A 14441-nucleotide genomic window follows, 5' to 3' on the forward strand; every position below is an offset into this window, starting at 1 on the left:
CAAGCTCGCTCCCACAGGTTTTGTGAACGGCACAGAGCCAATGTGGGAGCGAGCTTGCTCGCGATGGGGCCGGACCTGCAGCCGGTTATTCGCTGAAGGTCATCCCATGCTTTTCTTTGGTGGTCTTCACCGCCTCCAGCACCGCCAGCAGGCAATCATCACGATAGCGCTCCAGGGCCGAGATGCTGTGGCTGCCCAATTGCGCGCTCGTACCGTCCACCACGTCGTCGATCAGCTTCTCGGTCAACTCAGGCGCTGGCAGGTAAGTCCACGGCAGTTGCAGCGCCGGGCCGAACTGGGCCATGAAGTGCCGCATGCCGGCATCGCCGCCGGCCAGGGTGTAGGTCAGGAACGTGCCCATGAACGACCAGCGCAAGCCGGCACCGAAACGGATCGCATCGTCGATTTCTCCGGTGGTCGCTACCCCGTCGTTGACCAGGTGCAGGGCTTCGCGCCACAGCGCTTCGAGCAGGCGGTCGGCAATGAAACCGGGCACTTCCTTGCGCACATGCAGTGGCCGCATGCCGAGGGATTCGTATACCTGCATCGCCGCCTGCACGGCTTCGGGCGCGGTGTTTTTGCCGCCGACCACTTCCACCAGCGGCAACAGGTAGACCGGGTTGAACGGGTGCCCGACCACGCAGCGCTCCGGATGGGTGGCGCCTTCGTAGAATTCGCTCGGCAGCAGCCCCGAGGTACTGGAACCGATCAACGCGTTCGGCTTGGCGGCGGCACTGATCTGGCCGTGCAATTCGAGTTTCAACTCCAGGCGCTCGGGGGCGCTTTCCTGAATGAAGTCGGCGTCGCGCACGCATTCTTCGATGGTTGCGACAAAGCGCAGCCGATCTTGCGAAGCGCCGGGTGCCAGGCCTTGTTTTTCCAGGGCGCCCCAGGCGTTGGCGACGCGCTTGCGCAACGCCGCTTCGGCACCTGGTGCCGGATCCCAGGCGACAACGTCCAGGCCATGGGCCAGGGCCCGGCTGACCCAGCCGCTGCCGATCACACCGCTGCCCAGGGCGGCGAAGGTCTTGATGTCGGTGATAAAGCTCATGGTGATTTCCTGAAAAATAGTTCGGTGATCTCCTGTGGGAGCAGGGCTTGCCCGCGATGGCGGCAGTAGGTTCAACGGGGATGTCGACTGACATACCGTTATCGCGGGCAAGCCTTGCTCCCCCAGGTTGTGCCCCCAATAGGGGAAGTTGGTGTCGGCTCAGCCGCGCTGGGTCAGCCCCATTTTCTTGCGACCTTCAGCCGGGGTCAGCACGCGGGCGCCGAGGCGGCTGAGGATCTCGCCAGCGCGCTCCACCAGTTGGCCGTTGGTAGCGAGTACGCCTTTGTCCAGCCAGAGGTTGTCTTCCAGCCCAACCCGCACGTTGCCGCCCAACAGCACCGCCTGGGCGGCCATCGGCATTTGCATGCGGCCGATGCCGAAGCCGGCCCACACCGCGTCCGCCGGCAGGTTGTCGACCATGGCTTTCATGGTGGTGGTGTCGGCCGGTGCGCCCCACGGGATGCCCAGGCAGAGTTGGAACAGCGGGTTTTCCAGCAGGCCTTCCTTGATCAGTTGCTTGGCGAACCACAGATGACCGGTGTCGAAGATCTCCAGCTCGGCCTTGACCCCCAGCTCAGTGATGCGCTTGGCGCCGGCCCGCAGTTGCGCCGGGGTGGAGACGTAAATGGTGTCGCCGTCGCCGAAGTTCAGGGTGCCGCAATCCAGCGTGCAGATTTCCGGCAACAGCTCTTCGACGTGGGCCAGGCGGGTCAGCGGACCGACCAGGTCGGTGTTGGGACCGAACTCCATCGGCCGTTCGCCCGCACCGATCTCCAGGTCGCCGCCCATGCCGGCGGTGAGGTTGACGATGATGTCCACGTCCGCTTCACGGATGCGCTCCATCACCTCGCGGTACAGCGCCACGTCGCGGCTGAACTTGCCGGTCTGCGGATCGCGGACGTGGCAATGGACCACCGTGGCCCCGGCCTTCGCCGCCTCGACGGCAGCGGCGGCGATCTGTTTCGGGGTGACCGGTACGTGAGGGCTCTTGGCGGTCGTGTCGCCAGCACCGGTGAGTGCGCAGGTGATGATGACGTCGTGGTTCATGGTGCGGATTCCTTCAGGCGTGGTGAGTCACTGCACAGCCCTTTGGTGCTGCGCAGATGGATAGCGGTTGCTCAGTTACTGGTCAGTTTCAGGTTGTCGGCGGCGGGCTTGCCGTCGAAGGTGGTGACGCCTTCGAGCCAACGCTGCTTGTCTTGCGGATGATCCTTGAGCCATTGCCGGGCCGATTCGAGCGGGTCCTTGTGATCGAGCAACGGCTGCATCATCCGGCTCTCATCTTCGGCGCTGAACGTCAGGTTGCTCAGCAAGCGACCGACGTTCGGGCATTGTTGGGCGTAGTCCGGCGCGGTGACGGTCCACACGGTGGCCATGCCTTCGTTCGGACCGAGGGCGTCGTCGCTGCCGGTGAGGTAGGTCATTTGCACGTTGACGTTCATCGGGTGCGGTGCCCAGCCGAAGAACACCACGGCTTCCTTGCGGCGCACGGCGCGGTCCACGGCGGCGAGCATGCCGGCTTCGCTGGACTCCACCAGCTGGAACTTACCCAGGCCGAACTGGTTCTTGGCGATCATTGCCTTGATCTGGGTATTGGCGCCGGAGCCGGGCTCGATGCCGTAGATCTTGCCGCCCAACTCTTTTTCGAATTTGGCGATGTCGGCGAAGGTTTTCAGGCCCTTGTCGGCCAGGTAGGTTGGCACGGCCAGGGTCGCGCGGGCGTCCTTGAGGCTTGGCTGCTCCAGCACCTTGACCTGCTTGGCCTCGACGAACGGGGTGATGGTCTGGGTCATCAACGGGTTCCAGTAGCCCAGGAACAGGTCCAGGCGCTGGTCGCGGATGCCGGCGAAGATGATTTGCTGGGAGGCGCTGGTTTGCTTGGTCTTGTAGCCGAGGCCGTCGAGCATCACTTGGGTCAGGGCGCTGGTGGCGATGACGTCGGTCCAGTTGACCACGCCCAGGCGCACGTTCTGGCACGCGGCGGGCTCGGCAGCCATGGCGGCGCCATTGAGCAAAGTGGTACCGCAAAGTGCAAGTACACAGGAGCTGATCAGTCGTTTCATGTCGGGTTCCTCGGCAGCTTATTGTTATGGGTTCCGGCATCTGCGCACCGGTGATGCCAAGTTACGCAGCCCGGCGCCTGGCAAAACGCACAGCGGCGACGTGCTCTTGCACTGCAGCGACTCTTGAACGGCCGTTGCAACTGGCGTATCAAGGTCCGCACGCTACCCGCCAACCGAGTGCGCTCCATGTCCCAGGATTTCTACTTTTTGTTGCTGCCGGGTTTTTCGGCCATCGGTTTCATTTCGGCCATCGAGCCTTTGCGGGTCGCCAATCGGTTTCGTGGCGAGCTATACCGCTGGCATGTGCTGAGTGTCGATGGCGGGCCGGTGCTGGCGAGCAATGGCATGTCGGTCAACGCCGATGCCGCACTGGAGTCCTTGAAGAAAGGCGCGACCCTCTGGGTGGTGGCCGGGTTCGAGCCGCTGAAATTCGCCACCCCGGCGCTGGAGCGCTGGCTGCATCGGCTGGACAACGAAGGCGTGACCTTGGGCGGCATCGACACCGGCAGTGTGGTGCTGGCCGAGGCGGGGCTGTTGGAAGGGCACCGCGTGACCTTGCATTGGGAAGCGATCGAGGCGTTCAAGGAGTCCTATCCACAACTCAGCGTGACCCAGGAACTGTTCGAAATCGACCGTCGCCGCATCACTTGCGCGGGCGGCACTGCTTCCATCGACCTGATGCTGGACCTGATCGGCCAGGCCCACGGTTCGGAATTGGCGATCCAGGTCAGCGAGCAGTTCGTGCTCGGCCGCATCCGCCCGCGCAAAGACCACCAGCGCATGGAAATCGCCAACCGCTATGGCATTCGCAACAAGAAGCTGGTGCACGTCATAGGCGAGATGGAAACCCACAGCGAACCGCCCCTGAGCACCTTGGCGCTGGCCGAATCGATCAACGTCACCCGTCGCCAGCTCGAACGCCTGTTCCGCCTGCACCTGAACGACACCCCGAGCAACTTCTACCTGCGCCTGCGCCTGGAGAAGGCCCGGCAACTGCTGCGCCAGACCGACATGAGTGTGTTGGAAGTGAGCATCGCCTGCGGCTTTGAGTCACCGTCGTACTTCACCCGCAGCTATCGGGCACGGTTCGAGCGCTGCCCGCGGGAGGATCGACGACGGCAGGGGGATGGGCGGGAACTGGTTTGACAGGCTTTTATACTCAATTATACTCGCGACTATAAATTATACCTGTCGCCATAATTGAGTATAAAACCATGTCCAAGCATCCCGGTTTTGTCTTCAGGCGCCCCGATCTGGCCCGCAATATTGTCGATGGGCTGGCCGGCGCCGGGATCCAGGATTACACCTCAGGCCTGTTCCTGGCCGCGCCAAGGCGTACCGGAAAAAGTACGTTCCTGCGCGAAGACTTGATTCCCGAATGCGAGACGCGAGGTTGGCTTACGGTCTACGTCGACCTTTGGGCAAACAAGGAGAAGGACCCTGCCGACCTGATCGCCTCGGCCATCGCCGGCGCACTGGTGCCTTATGAAAAGGGCATCCGCAAGCTCGCCAAATCCATGGGTATCGACAAACTCAGCTTCTTGCGCACGTTGTCCTGGGATTTCAGCCAGCCGCAACTGCCCGAAGGGGCGACGCTGACCCAGGCGCTGGAACTGTTGCACCGTGCCGCGGGTAAAACCGTGGTGCTGGTGATCGACGAAGCCCAGCATGCATTGACCACCGAGGCCGGGGTCAACGCGATGTTCGGCCTCAAGGCTGCCCGTGACCAGCTCAACCAGGGACGTGAGGGGGATGCCAGCGGCCTGCGGCTGGTGTTCACCGGCTCCAATCGCGACAAGCTCGCCCACTTGGTATTGAGCCGCAACCAACCGTTCTACGGGTCCAGCATCACGCCGTTTCCGTTGTTGGGCAAAGCTTTCACCCAGGCCTACACCGCCCATTTGAACGCACACCTGGCTCAAACCAACCAGTTCAACGCCGATGACCTCGACCAGGCTTTTGAGTTGGTTGGGCGCCGTCCCGAGATGTTGCGCAGCGTCATCGGCGAAATTGCCCTGGAGCTGGGTGAGGCGAGCCAGTTGGGTGAATTGCTGCGCAGCAGCGCCGAAATGCTGCGCGCCGGCGTCTGGACCGAGTTCGAGAGCGCCTGGAACGCCCTGACGGTGCCACAACGCGCGGTGCTGCAGGTCATGGCCGAGCGCTCGCAGAACAACGAACCCTTCGCGCCCTTCACCGATTCAACGCTGGAGGCGGTGGGCAAGGCGCTGAGGACCATGGGAAGCGAAGTCGTGCCCGGTACCCAGACCATCCAATCCTGTATTGATGCGCTGCGTGAAAAGGAATTGGTGTGGAAGTCCAACCGGGGTGGTTATGCGCTGGAGGACAAGGCGTTTGCCGATTGGTTGAAGGGGTATCGCAAGCAACAGAATCGGTCCTGACCCGATTGGCGGTCGAGCATAGTGACCTGTGTGGAGAGGGGGTTTTGTGGGAGCAAAGCTTGCTCGCGAAACAGTCGACTCGGTTTCTGAAGGACCGCATCGCCTCCATCGCGGGCAAGCCTTGCTCCCACAAAAAATTCCATGACTATAGGTACGGTGTTCGGCTGGAAAAGGTCTATTTCTTCATCAGCGCCGAACACGCCGCCTTGTACGCCTCATGCTGATACTTGTTCAGCGTCGCCGGCAGGGCGAAGTCATGTTTCTTGCTTTGTGCATTGATGGTCTGCGGCGACAGCAGCGTCACCTCGCAACCGTCCAGCAACTGGAAGACCCCTTCGATCTTGAACGTCGTCGGCCCACCGGCGAACTCGCCTTTCTTGCTGCGCTTTTTGATGGCGATGCGTTCGATACCGTTATCCGTCACGAACGCTCGGACCTGAGCAGCAAACGCCTTGACGTTGGCGGCTTCGTCATCGTCGTCCAGGGCGATTTTCTTGGTGTTCAGCGGGACGTGGCTCAACGCCTGTTGATCCAGCGAGGCAACGGCGATGATCGCTTCGCTGCCTTTGATTTCGATGCCGCACGTTTTCATGTGAATCCTTTTGCTGGAGGGTGGCGTGCAGCTTACAGCTCCAACTGGTCAGCATGGATACCAAAGGCCGCAGCAATTTTTTTGCGGGTGGCTCGGCGAGGCTTGGCGACCGACTCTTGCTGGGCAAACGCCGGTTGAGAAATACCCAGGCGCCTGGCGACTTCATCTTGAGTCAGGTTCAGGTGTTCGCGCCAGGCACGAATGGGCGTGGCGCCATCGACGATGCGGCTGACGACTTCATGGGGAATCAGATCGGGTTCCAGTTTCTGCGCGACGTATTGGGCATATGGAATGACCACAAATGCCGGATGCCCGTCTGCGTCATTGATGATCTGAATATCAGTAGGTACGTTCATCGCGTTTCCTGACCTCTTGAATGCTGACGATCTTGATCGCCCCGTCCCAATCGAACATGACTCGATAGCGGCCTACCCGAAGGCGATAGGCGTAGTCATGGCCGACAAGCGCTTTGACGTTCGCCGCGTCGGGCATCTGGGCGAGCGCCGTAACGGCGTCCCGAACCTGGGCCTGATGGGCAGAATGCAATTTCAGAAGCTGCTTAACGGCTTTTCTGGTCCAGTGGATGGTGTTCATGAAAGGATATAAGTCTTTTATAAGTTTTGCGAATCCTGACTTATATCCCCTCCAGGGCCAACGCATGAAAGGTGTCTGAATATTGCCCTCAGTCTTGCCCAATCGACTCCAAAAACTCCGACCGATCATCGCTCACCTGGGCCATGCAGTCGTTTTCGGCGATTTTGTAGGCTTCGCTGCCGGGTTTGGCCGGGAAGGCGGCGATGGCGCAGTCGGCGTCGCGCTGTTTTTGCCACAGTTGCTGGGCGGTCTTGACCTTGGTGGTGATGTCGTTGAGCTGGGCCTTGTCGCTGGCGTAGCGGGTTTGCAGGCGCTCAAAGAGGCTTTGCAGGTTTTCGCCCAGCAATTGTTCGGCGGCGGTTTTGCCGTAGACCGAGCAGGCCAGGGTCTGGACGTCGTTTTCAACTTCGTCGCAGGGGTTGGGTTCGGTGTCTTCGGTCGCATGTGCGACGGTGCTGATCAGTGCCAAAGCCAGGAAGAGTGATTTCATCGCGTTGCCGCTCGAGTCCAGTGAAAACCAGTGATGCGGCGGATTCTGGCGCAAGCGTCGGCTAAAGAACAGACGGGTAGGGTGGGCCTGTTGTAGTCCATTGTCGTGGATTGACGCTTTCGGCAATTCCCCTGTCGTTTTTGCACCGGGTCGCCACGGCCCTCAGGCATATGCTGGCCCCAAAGCGCCGGCACACGATTCGGCGCATGAATCGCTGACAAAAGGGGACTGCCTGATGAGCCCAGCCGAATTGCACGCCGACAGCATCGTTATCGACGGGCTGATCATTGCCAAGTGGAACCGCGACCTGTTCGAAGACATGCGCAAGGGCGGCCTGACCGCAGCCAACTGCACCGTGTCGGTGTGGGAAGGTTTCCAGGCCACCATCAACAACATCGCCGCGAGCCAGAAACTGATCCGCGAGAACAGCGACCTGGTGATCCCGGTGAAAACCACCGCCGACATCCGTCGCGCCAAGGAACAGGGCAAGACCGGCATCATCTTCGGTTTCCAGAACGCCCATGCCTTCGAAGACCAACTCGGCTACGTCGAGATCTTCAAGCAACTGGGCGTGGGTGTGGTGCAGATGTGCTACAACACCCAGAACCTGGTCGGCACCGGTTGCTATGAACGCGACGGCGGCCTGTCGGGCTTCGGTCGCGAAATCGTCGCCGAGATGAACCGGGTCGGCATCATGTGCGACCTGTCCCACGTCGGTTCCAAGACCTCCGAAGAGGTCATCCTCGAATCGAAGAAGCCAGTGTGCTACTCCCACTGCCTGCCGTCCGGCCTGAAAGAACACCCGCGCAACAAGTCCGATGAAGAGCTGAAGTTCATTGCCGATCACGGCGGTTTCGTCGGCGTGACCATGTTCGCGCCGTTCCTGGCCAAGGGCATCGATTCGACCATCGACGACTACGCCGAAGCTATCGAATACACCATGAACATCGTTGGTGAAGACGCCATCGGCATCGGCACCGATTTCACCCAGGGCCACGGCCAGGACTTCTTCGAAATGCTGACCCACGACAAGGGCTACGCCCGTCGTCTGACCAGCTTCGGCAAGATCATCAACCCTCTGGGCATCCGCACCGTGGGCGAGTTCCCGAACCTCACCGAGACGCTGCTCAAGCGCGGCCATCCTGAGCGGGTAGTGCGCAAGATCATGGGCGAAAACTGGGTCAGCGTCTTGAAAGACGTCTGGGGCGAATAAAACGCCGCCGTACCGCCAATCCTCTACCTGCGGCCCTCTGCGCCGCAGGCAATACCACGAATTTCCGGAGTCAAGTTTTCATGGCCAAGATCGCCCCGCAACTGCCTATCGAAGTCGACAGCGAAACCGGTGTCTGGACCTCCGACGCCCTGCCGATGCTGTACGTGCCACGGCACTTTTTCGTCAACAACCACATGGGCATCGAAGAAGTATTGGGCGCCGACGCCTACGCCGAGATTCTCTACAAGGCCGGCTACAAATCCGCCTGGCACTGGTGTGAAAAAGAAGCCGAATGCCATGGCCTGGAAGGCGTCGCGGTGTTCGAGCACTACATGAAGCGCCTGTCGCAGCGTGGCTGGGGCCTGTTCAAGATCCAGGACATCGACCTGGACAAAGGCACCGCCAGCGTCAAGCTCGAACACTCGGCATTCGTCTATGTGTACGGCAAGGTCGGGCGCAAGGTCGACTACATGTTCACTGGCTGGTTCGCCGGTGCCATGGACCAGATCCTCGCCGCTCGCGGCAGCAAGATCCGCACCGTGGCCGAGCAGGTCTACGGCGGTTCCGAAGAAGGCCACGACGACGGCCTGTTCATCGTCAAGCCGTTGTAAGTCGAGGATCGCACCATGGCTTTTGAAGCAATGTTCCAGCCGATCCAGATCGGCAAGCTGACCATCCGCAACCGCGTGCTCAGCACCGCGCACGCCGAGGTCTACGCCACCGACGGCGGCATGACCACCGACCGGTACGTGAAGTATTACGAAGAGAAGGCCAAGGGCGGCATCGGCCTGGCGATCTGCGGTGGCTCGTCCGTGGTCGCCATCGACAGCCCGCAGGAATGGTGGAGTTCGGTGAACCTGTCCACCGACCGCATCATTCCGCACTTCCAGAACCTGGCCGACGCCATGCACAAGCATGGCGCCAAGATCATGATCCAGATTACCCACATGGGCCGTCGCTCGCGTTGGGACGGTTTCAACTGGCCGACCCTGATGTCGCCGTCCGGTGTGCGTGAGCCGGTGCACCGCGCCACCTGCAAGACCATCGAGCCGGAAGAGATCTGGCGGGTGATCGGCAACTACGCCCAGGCCGCACGGCGCGCCAAGGCCGGTGGCCTGGACGGCGTCGAGCTGTCCGCCGTACACCAGCACATGATCGACCAGTTCTGGAGCCCGCGGGTCAACAAGCGTACCGACGAATGGGGCGGCACCTTCGAAGGCCGCATGAAGTTCGGCCTGGAAGTGTTGAAAGCCGTGCGCGCCGAGGTCGGTGACGACTTCTGCGTGGGCATGCGCCTGTGCGGCGACGAGTTCCACCCGGACGGCTTGTCCCACGAGGACATGAAGCAGATCGCCAAGTATTACGATGACACCGGCATGCTGGATTTCATCGGCGTGGTGGGCTCGGGTTGCGACACTCACAACACCCTGGCTAACGTCATCCCGAATATGAGTTATCCACCGGAGCCGTTCCTGCACCTGGCCGCCGGTATCAAGGAAGTGGTCAAGGTTCCGGTTTTGCACGCGCAGAACATCAAGGACCCGAACCAGGCCACGCGGATCCTGGAGGGCGGTTACGTCGACATGGTCGGCATGACCCGCGCCCACATCGCCGACCCGCACCTGATCGCCAAGATCAAGATGGGCCAGATCGACCAGATCAAGCAGTGCGTCGGCGCCAACTACTGCATCGACCGCCAGTACCAGGGCCTGGACGTGCTGTGCATCCAGAACGCCGCGACGTCCCGTGAATACATGGGAGTGCCGCACATCATCGAGAAGTCCACCGGGCCGAAACGCAAGGTGGTCGTCGTGGGTGCCGGCCCGGCTGGGATGGAAGCGGCGCGTGTGGCCGCCGAACGTGGGCACGACGTGACCCTGTTCGAGAAAAAAGAATTCATCGGCGGGCAGATCACCACCGCCTCGAAAGCCCCGCAACGGGACCAGATCGCCGGTATTACCCGCTGGTTCCAACTGGAGCTGGCGCGGTTGAAAGTCGACCTGCGTCTGGGCGTGGCGGCTGATGCGGCAACCATCATGGACTTGCGTCCGGACGTGGTGGTGCTGGCCGTCGGCGGGCATCCGTACCTGGAGCAGAACGAGCACTGGGGCGCCGCCGAAGGGCTGGTGGTCAGCAGCTGGGACGTGCTCGACGGCAAGGTTGCACCGGGCAAGAACGTACTGGTCTACGACACCATTTGCGAGTTCACCGGCATGTCGGTGGCCGACTTCCTCGCCGACAAGGGCAGCCAGGTCGAGATCGTCACCGACGACATCAAGCCGGGCGTGGCGATTGGCGGGACGTCGTTCCCCACCTACTACCGCAGCATGTACCCCAAGGAAGTGATCATGACCGGGGACATGATGCTGGAGAAGGTCTACCGCGAAGGCGACAAGCTGGTGGCGGTGCTGGAGAACGAATACACCGGTGCCAAGGAAGAGCGCGTGGTGGACCAGGTGGTGGTGGAAAACGGCGTGCGGCCGGACGAGGAAATCTACTACGCGCTCAAGGAAGGTTCGCGCAACAAGGGCCAGATCGACGTTGAAGCCCTGTTCGCGATCAAGCCCCAGCCGTGCCTGGAGCAGAGTGGCGAAGGCTACCTGCTGTTCCGCATCGGCGACTGCGTGGCCCAGCGTAATACCCACGCGGCCATCTACGACGCCCTGCGGTTGTGCAAGGATTTCTAACGGCTTGTGGATAACCCTGTGGGAGCGAGCTTGCTCGCGATAGCGGTGGATCAGTCGACATTTATGTTGGATCTGAGTCCGTCTTCGCGGGCAAGCTCGCTCCCACAGGGATCGAGCAAGACATCCAGGTTTCTGTGCCTGCAAGACCTGAGGTCTTTGGGAGCTTCACCATGTTGAACACCCTTCTTCCCATCCTGCTGTTTGCTGCCCTGGGCCTCGCGGTCCTTGGCGCCTTGCGGCGGGTGAACATGTGGCGCCGTGGACGACCGGCCAAGGTCGACCTGATCGGTGGTCTCTTCGCCATGCCCAAGCGCTATATGGTGGATTTGCACCATGTGGTGGCGCGGGACAAATACATTGCCAATACCCACGTGGCCACGGCTGGTGGTGCGGTGGCGTCGGTGGTGCTGGCGATCCTGGTCCACGGTTTTGGCCTGCATAATCGCTTCCTCGGCTATGCGTTGCTGTTGATGTCGGCCGTGATGTTCGTCGGTGCGATCTTCGTCTACCTGCGTCGGCGCAATCCGCCGGCCCGTTTGTCCAAGGGCCCCTGGATGCGCCTGCCGAAAAGCCTGCTGGCCTTCTCGGCGTCGTTCTTCCTGGTGACCCTGCCGGTGGCGGGCATCCTCCCGGAAAACTTCGGCGGTTGGCTGGTGGCGGCGGTCCTGGGTGTCGGCGTGCTGTGGGGCGTGTCGGAATTGTTCTTCGGCATGACCTGGGGCGGGCCAATGAAACATGCCTTCGCCGGTGCCTTGCACCTGGCCTGGCACCGCCGAGCCGAGCGCTTTGGTGGCGGTCGTTCCACCGGTCTGAAGCCGTTGGACTTGAACGACCCTAGCGCACCGCTGGGCGTTGAGAAACCCAAGGATTTCACCTGGAACCAACTGCTGGGCTTCGATGCCTGCGTGCAGTGCGGCAAGTGTGAAGCTGCCTGCCCGGCGTTCGCTGCCGGCCAGCCGCTGAACCCGAAAAAGCTCATCCAGGACATGGTCGTCGGCCTGGCCGGCGGCACCGATGCGAAATTCGCCGGCAGCCCCTATCCAGGTAAACCGGTGGGCGAGCACAGCGGCAACCCACATCAGCCGATCGTCAACGGCCTGGTGGACGCCGAGACCCTGTGGTCCTGCACCACCTGCCGGGCGTGCGTCGAGGAATGCCCGATGATGATCGAGCACGTCGACGCCATCGTCGACATGCGCCGCCACCTGACCCTGGAAAAAGGCGCGACGCCGAACAAGGGCGCCGAGGTGCTGGAAAACCTCATCGCCACCGACAACCCTGGCGGCTTCGCCCCGGGCGGGCGGATGAACTGGGCGGCGGACTTGAACCTCAATCTGCTCAGCGAGAAGAAATCCACCGACGTGCTGTTCTGGGTCGGCGACGGTGCTTTCGACATGCGCAACCAGCGCACCTTGCGCGCCTTCGTCAAAGTGCTCAAGGCGGCGAAAATCGACTTCGCCGTGCTCGGCCTCGAAGAGCGCGACAGCGGCGACGTGGCCCGGCGCCTGGGTGATGAGGCGACGTTCCAGCTGTTGGCCAAGCGCAATATCCAGACCCTGGCCAAATACAGCTTCAACCGCATCGTCACCTGCGACCCCCACAGTTTCCACGTGCTGAAAAACGAATACGGCGCCTTCGATGGCAACTACCTGGTGCAGCACCACAGCACCTACATGGCGGAAATCATCGATGCCGGTGCCCTCAACCTCGGCCAGCACAAGGGCGACAGCGTGACCTATCACGACCCGTGCTACCTGGGCCGCTACAACGGCGAATACGAGGCGCCGCGCCAGGTGTTGCGTGCGCTGGGTATCGAGGTCAAGGAGATGCAACGTTCCGGTTTCCGTTCGCGTTGCTGCGGCGGTGGCGGCGGTGCGCCGATCACCGACATTCCGGGCAAGCAGCGGATCCCTGACATGCGCATGGACGACATCCGCGAAACCGGCGCCGAACTGGTGGCCGTGGGTTGTCCACAGTGCACCGCGATGCTGGAAGGCGTGGTCGAACCGCGGCCAATGATCAAGGACATCGCCGAACTGGTGGCCGACGCGCTGCTGGAAGACGCGGCCCCGAGCAAACCGGTAACCCCGGCCAAACGTGAACCCGCGGAGGTGCATTAATGAGTGACATCATCCGCCGCGACCCCCGCGCCGAGTGGATCGCCCGCAACCGCCTGCACCCGCTGCACGCGGCCATGCAACCGGTGCAGCACAGCTGGATGGGGCCCAACGGCATCATCCGCAAGAATGTCCATGGCGTCGGTTTCATCGGCCCCAATGGCATCAAGCGCATCGACCGCAGCGGCGCCCAGCAGGGTGGCGCGACCAAGCGTACCGCCGCCGCTGAAGTGCAACTGCCGCTGCATCAGGTGCCGCAACCTGCGTTCTACATCAGTGTGGTGCCGGACATGGTCGGTGGCCGCTTGAGCAGCCACGACCGCGATCTGCTGGGCCTGGCCCATCAGCTTGCCGGCAGCGAAGGCGCGGTGCTGGCGGTGGTCTTCGGCGAACACAAGGAAAACGCCTTCGCCACGGCCGGTGTCGACCGCTTGCTGGTGCTCGATGGCGAAGAATTCAGCGGTTATGCACCGGAACAACGGGTGCAAGGCCTGCGGGCTGTGGATAACCAATTCAGCCCGCACCATTGGCTATTGCCTGACAGCCGTACTGGTGGCGGCGAACTGGGCCGGCGTTTGGCTGCGACCCTGGGCGAACGCCCGGCCACGCGGGTCTGGCAGGTCAAGGGTGAAGAGTGCATCGGCCGCGCCGGTGCCGGCTTGCAAGACCTGGCCCGACCATTGGCGCGCTTGATCCTGGCGGCGGCCGAATGCGCCGAACCGGTCAGCGAAACCCGCCACGAAGCCTTACCGGTGGAGTTATCCACAAGCGTGGTTCGCAGCTTGTCGCGTATCGAAGACCTCGGCGCGGTGGCGGTGGACCCGGGTGCGATCCCGATGGCCGAAGCCGAATTCATTTTCTCCGGCGGCAATGGGGTCAAGGACTGGGCGCTGTTCCACCAGACCGCTGCGGCCCTGGGCGCCACTGAAGGCGCTTCGCGGGTGGCGGTGGACGACGGCTTTATGGCTCGCGATCGCCAGGTCGGTGCGTCCGGCACCTGGGTTACGGCGCGGGTCTACGTGGCCGTGGGGATTTCCGGGGCGATCCAGCACCTGCAGGGCATTGGCGCCTGCGACAAGGTGGTGGCAATCAACCTCGATCCGGGTTGCGACATGATCAAACGGGCGGACCTGTCGGTGATCGGTGACAGCGCGGCGATTCTCCAGGCCTTGATCGCGGCGGTAGAGGCTTACCGCAACGAAGCCAAGCGCGATGCGGCTTAAGAAGGATAAGTT

At 62.1% G+C, this 14441-nt stretch carries 14 protein-coding genes; 7 read left to right on the forward strand and 7 right to left on the reverse strand.

Annotation, left to right across the window (positions count from 1 at the left end):
- Positions 1–85: 85 nt before the first annotated feature.
- The 3 genes from AB4O09_RS03250 to AB4O09_RS03260 all read right to left on the reverse strand — a co-directional run bounded on the left by AB4O09_RS03250 (position 86) and on the right by AB4O09_RS03260 (position 3114).
- On the reverse strand, positions 86–1051 hold the full coding sequence (locus tag AB4O09_RS03250; protein ID WP_027912934.1) for an L-carnitine dehydrogenase: 966 nt from the start codon (positions 1049–1051) through the stop codon (positions 86–88).
- Positions 1052–1210: 159 nt separating this feature from the next.
- Positions 1211–2098: a beta-keto acid cleavage family enzyme gene (locus AB4O09_RS03255; protein WP_003206342.1), complete on the reverse strand. Its 888-nt coding sequence runs from the start codon at positions 2096–2098 to the stop codon at positions 1211–1213.
- Positions 2099–2169: 71 nt separating this feature from the next.
- Positions 2170–3114: a choline ABC transporter substrate-binding protein gene (locus tag AB4O09_RS03260; protein ID WP_013694418.1), complete on the reverse strand. Its 945-nt coding sequence runs from the start codon at positions 3112–3114 to the stop codon at positions 2170–2172.
- A gap of 186 nt (positions 3115–3300) precedes the next feature.
- Here AB4O09_RS03260 and AB4O09_RS03265 point away from each other — a divergent pair, with 186 nt between their 5' ends.
- A complete protein-coding gene (locus tag AB4O09_RS03265; RefSeq protein ID WP_223529043.1) occupies positions 3301–4260 on the forward strand; it encodes a GlxA family transcriptional regulator in 960 nt (319 codons plus the stop codon).
- Between the two features lie 68 nt (positions 4261–4328).
- Positions 4329–5513, forward strand: a complete 1185-nt coding sequence (locus AB4O09_RS03270; RefSeq protein ID WP_100263603.1) for an ATP-binding protein — start codon at positions 4329–4331, stop codon at positions 5511–5513.
- Between the two features lie 175 nt (positions 5514–5688).
- Here the strand turns inward: AB4O09_RS03270 and AB4O09_RS03275 are convergent, their stop codons facing one another.
- From AB4O09_RS03275 to AB4O09_RS03290, 4 genes are all read right to left on the reverse strand, one after another.
- Positions 5689–6105: a DUF3010 family protein gene (locus AB4O09_RS03275; protein ID WP_003206337.1), complete on the reverse strand. Its 417-nt coding sequence runs from the start codon at positions 6103–6105 to the stop codon at positions 5689–5691.
- A gap of 32 nt (positions 6106–6137) precedes the next feature.
- Positions 6138–6461: a helix-turn-helix domain-containing protein gene (locus AB4O09_RS03280; RefSeq protein WP_013694416.1), complete on the reverse strand. Its 324-nt coding sequence runs from the start codon at positions 6459–6461 to the stop codon at positions 6138–6140.
- Positions 6445–6699, reverse strand: coding sequence for a type II toxin-antitoxin system RelE family toxin (locus tag AB4O09_RS03285; RefSeq protein ID WP_003206334.1), 255 nt, complete (start codon positions 6697–6699; stop codon positions 6445–6447). Before AB4O09_RS03285 ends, AB4O09_RS03280 begins: the two co-directional genes overlap by 17 nt.
- An 88-nt stretch (positions 6700–6787) precedes the next feature.
- Complete coding sequence (locus AB4O09_RS03290; RefSeq protein WP_013694414.1) at positions 6788–7189, reverse strand: lysozyme inhibitor LprI family protein; 402 nt, start codon at positions 7187–7189, stop codon at positions 6788–6790.
- A 235-nt stretch (positions 7190–7424) separates the two neighbouring features.
- Between AB4O09_RS03290 and AB4O09_RS03295 the strand changes: the two genes are divergently transcribed.
- From AB4O09_RS03295 to etfA, 5 genes are all read left to right on the forward strand, one after another.
- Positions 7425–8402 carry a dipeptidase gene (locus tag AB4O09_RS03295; protein ID WP_003206328.1) on the forward strand — a complete coding sequence of 326 codons (978 nt, stop codon included), beginning with the start codon at positions 7425–7427 and terminating at the stop codon, positions 8400–8402.
- 80 nt (positions 8403–8482) lie between these two features.
- Positions 8483–9013, forward strand: a complete 531-nt coding sequence (locus AB4O09_RS03300) for a 4-vinyl reductase (RefSeq protein ID WP_003177589.1) — start codon at positions 8483–8485, stop codon at positions 9011–9013.
- A 15-nt stretch (positions 9014–9028) separates the two neighbouring features.
- The gene (gene dgcA / locus AB4O09_RS03305; RefSeq protein WP_003206325.1) at positions 9029–11089 is read left to right on the forward strand and encodes a dimethylglycine demethylation protein DgcA; all 2061 of its coding nucleotides are present in this window, start codon (positions 9029–9031) and stop codon (positions 11087–11089) included.
- Between the two features lie 170 nt (positions 11090–11259).
- Positions 11260–13209: a dimethylglycine demethylation protein DgcB gene (gene dgcB, locus AB4O09_RS03310; protein ID WP_003206324.1), complete on the forward strand. Its 1950-nt coding sequence runs from the start codon at positions 11260–11262 to the stop codon at positions 13207–13209.
- On the forward strand, positions 13209–14429 hold the full coding sequence (gene etfA, locus AB4O09_RS03315; RefSeq protein WP_028237468.1) for an electron transfer flavoprotein subunit alpha: 1221 nt from the start codon (positions 13209–13211) through the stop codon (positions 14427–14429). Before dgcB ends, etfA begins: the two co-directional genes overlap by 1 nt.
- Positions 14430–14441: the final 12 nt, after the last annotated feature.

It is taken from the genome of Pseudomonas sp. H1_F01, from assembly GCF_054681425.1.

Excerpts from the sequence above, each read along its gene's own strand:
- dgcA (WP_003206325.1), top strand. The coding sequence starts at position 9,029 with ATGGCTTTTGAAGCAATGTTCCAGCCGATCCAGATCGGCAAGCTGACC.
- etfA (WP_028237468.1), top strand. The coding sequence starts at position 13,209 with ATGAGTGACATCATCCGCCGCGACCCCCGCGCCGAGTGGATCGCCCGC.
- AB4O09_RS03280 (WP_013694416.1), bottom strand. The coding sequence starts at position 6,461 with ATGAACGTACCTACTGATATTCAGATCATCAATGACGCAGACGGGCAT.
- AB4O09_RS03250 (WP_027912934.1), bottom strand. The coding sequence starts at position 1,051 with ATGAGCTTTATCACCGACATCAAGACCTTCGCCGCCCTGGGCAGCGGT.
- AB4O09_RS03265 (WP_223529043.1), top strand. The coding sequence starts at position 3,301 with ATGTCCCAGGATTTCTACTTTTTGTTGCTGCCGGGTTTTTCGGCCATC.
- AB4O09_RS03270 (WP_100263603.1), top strand. The coding sequence starts at position 4,329 with ATGTCCAAGCATCCCGGTTTTGTCTTCAGGCGCCCCGATCTGGCCCGC.
- AB4O09_RS03300 (WP_003177589.1), top strand. The coding sequence starts at position 8,483 with ATGGCCAAGATCGCCCCGCAACTGCCTATCGAAGTCGACAGCGAAACC.
- AB4O09_RS03290 (WP_013694414.1), bottom strand. The coding sequence starts at position 7,189 with ATGAAATCACTCTTCCTGGCTTTGGCACTGATCAGCACCGTCGCACAT.
- AB4O09_RS03285 (WP_003206334.1), bottom strand. The coding sequence starts at position 6,699 with ATGAACACCATCCACTGGACCAGAAAAGCCGTTAAGCAGCTTCTGAAA.
- dgcB (WP_003206324.1), top strand. The coding sequence starts at position 11,260 with ATGTTGAACACCCTTCTTCCCATCCTGCTGTTTGCTGCCCTGGGCCTC.
- AB4O09_RS03255 (WP_003206342.1), bottom strand. The coding sequence starts at position 2,098 with ATGAACCACGACGTCATCATCACCTGCGCACTCACCGGTGCTGGCGAC.
- AB4O09_RS03275 (WP_003206337.1), bottom strand. The coding sequence starts at position 6,105 with ATGAAAACGTGCGGCATCGAAATCAAAGGCAGCGAAGCGATCATCGCC.
- AB4O09_RS03260 (WP_013694418.1), bottom strand. The coding sequence starts at position 3,114 with ATGAAACGACTGATCAGCTCCTGTGTACTTGCACTTTGCGGTACCACT.
- AB4O09_RS03295 (WP_003206328.1), top strand. The coding sequence starts at position 7,425 with ATGAGCCCAGCCGAATTGCACGCCGACAGCATCGTTATCGACGGGCTG.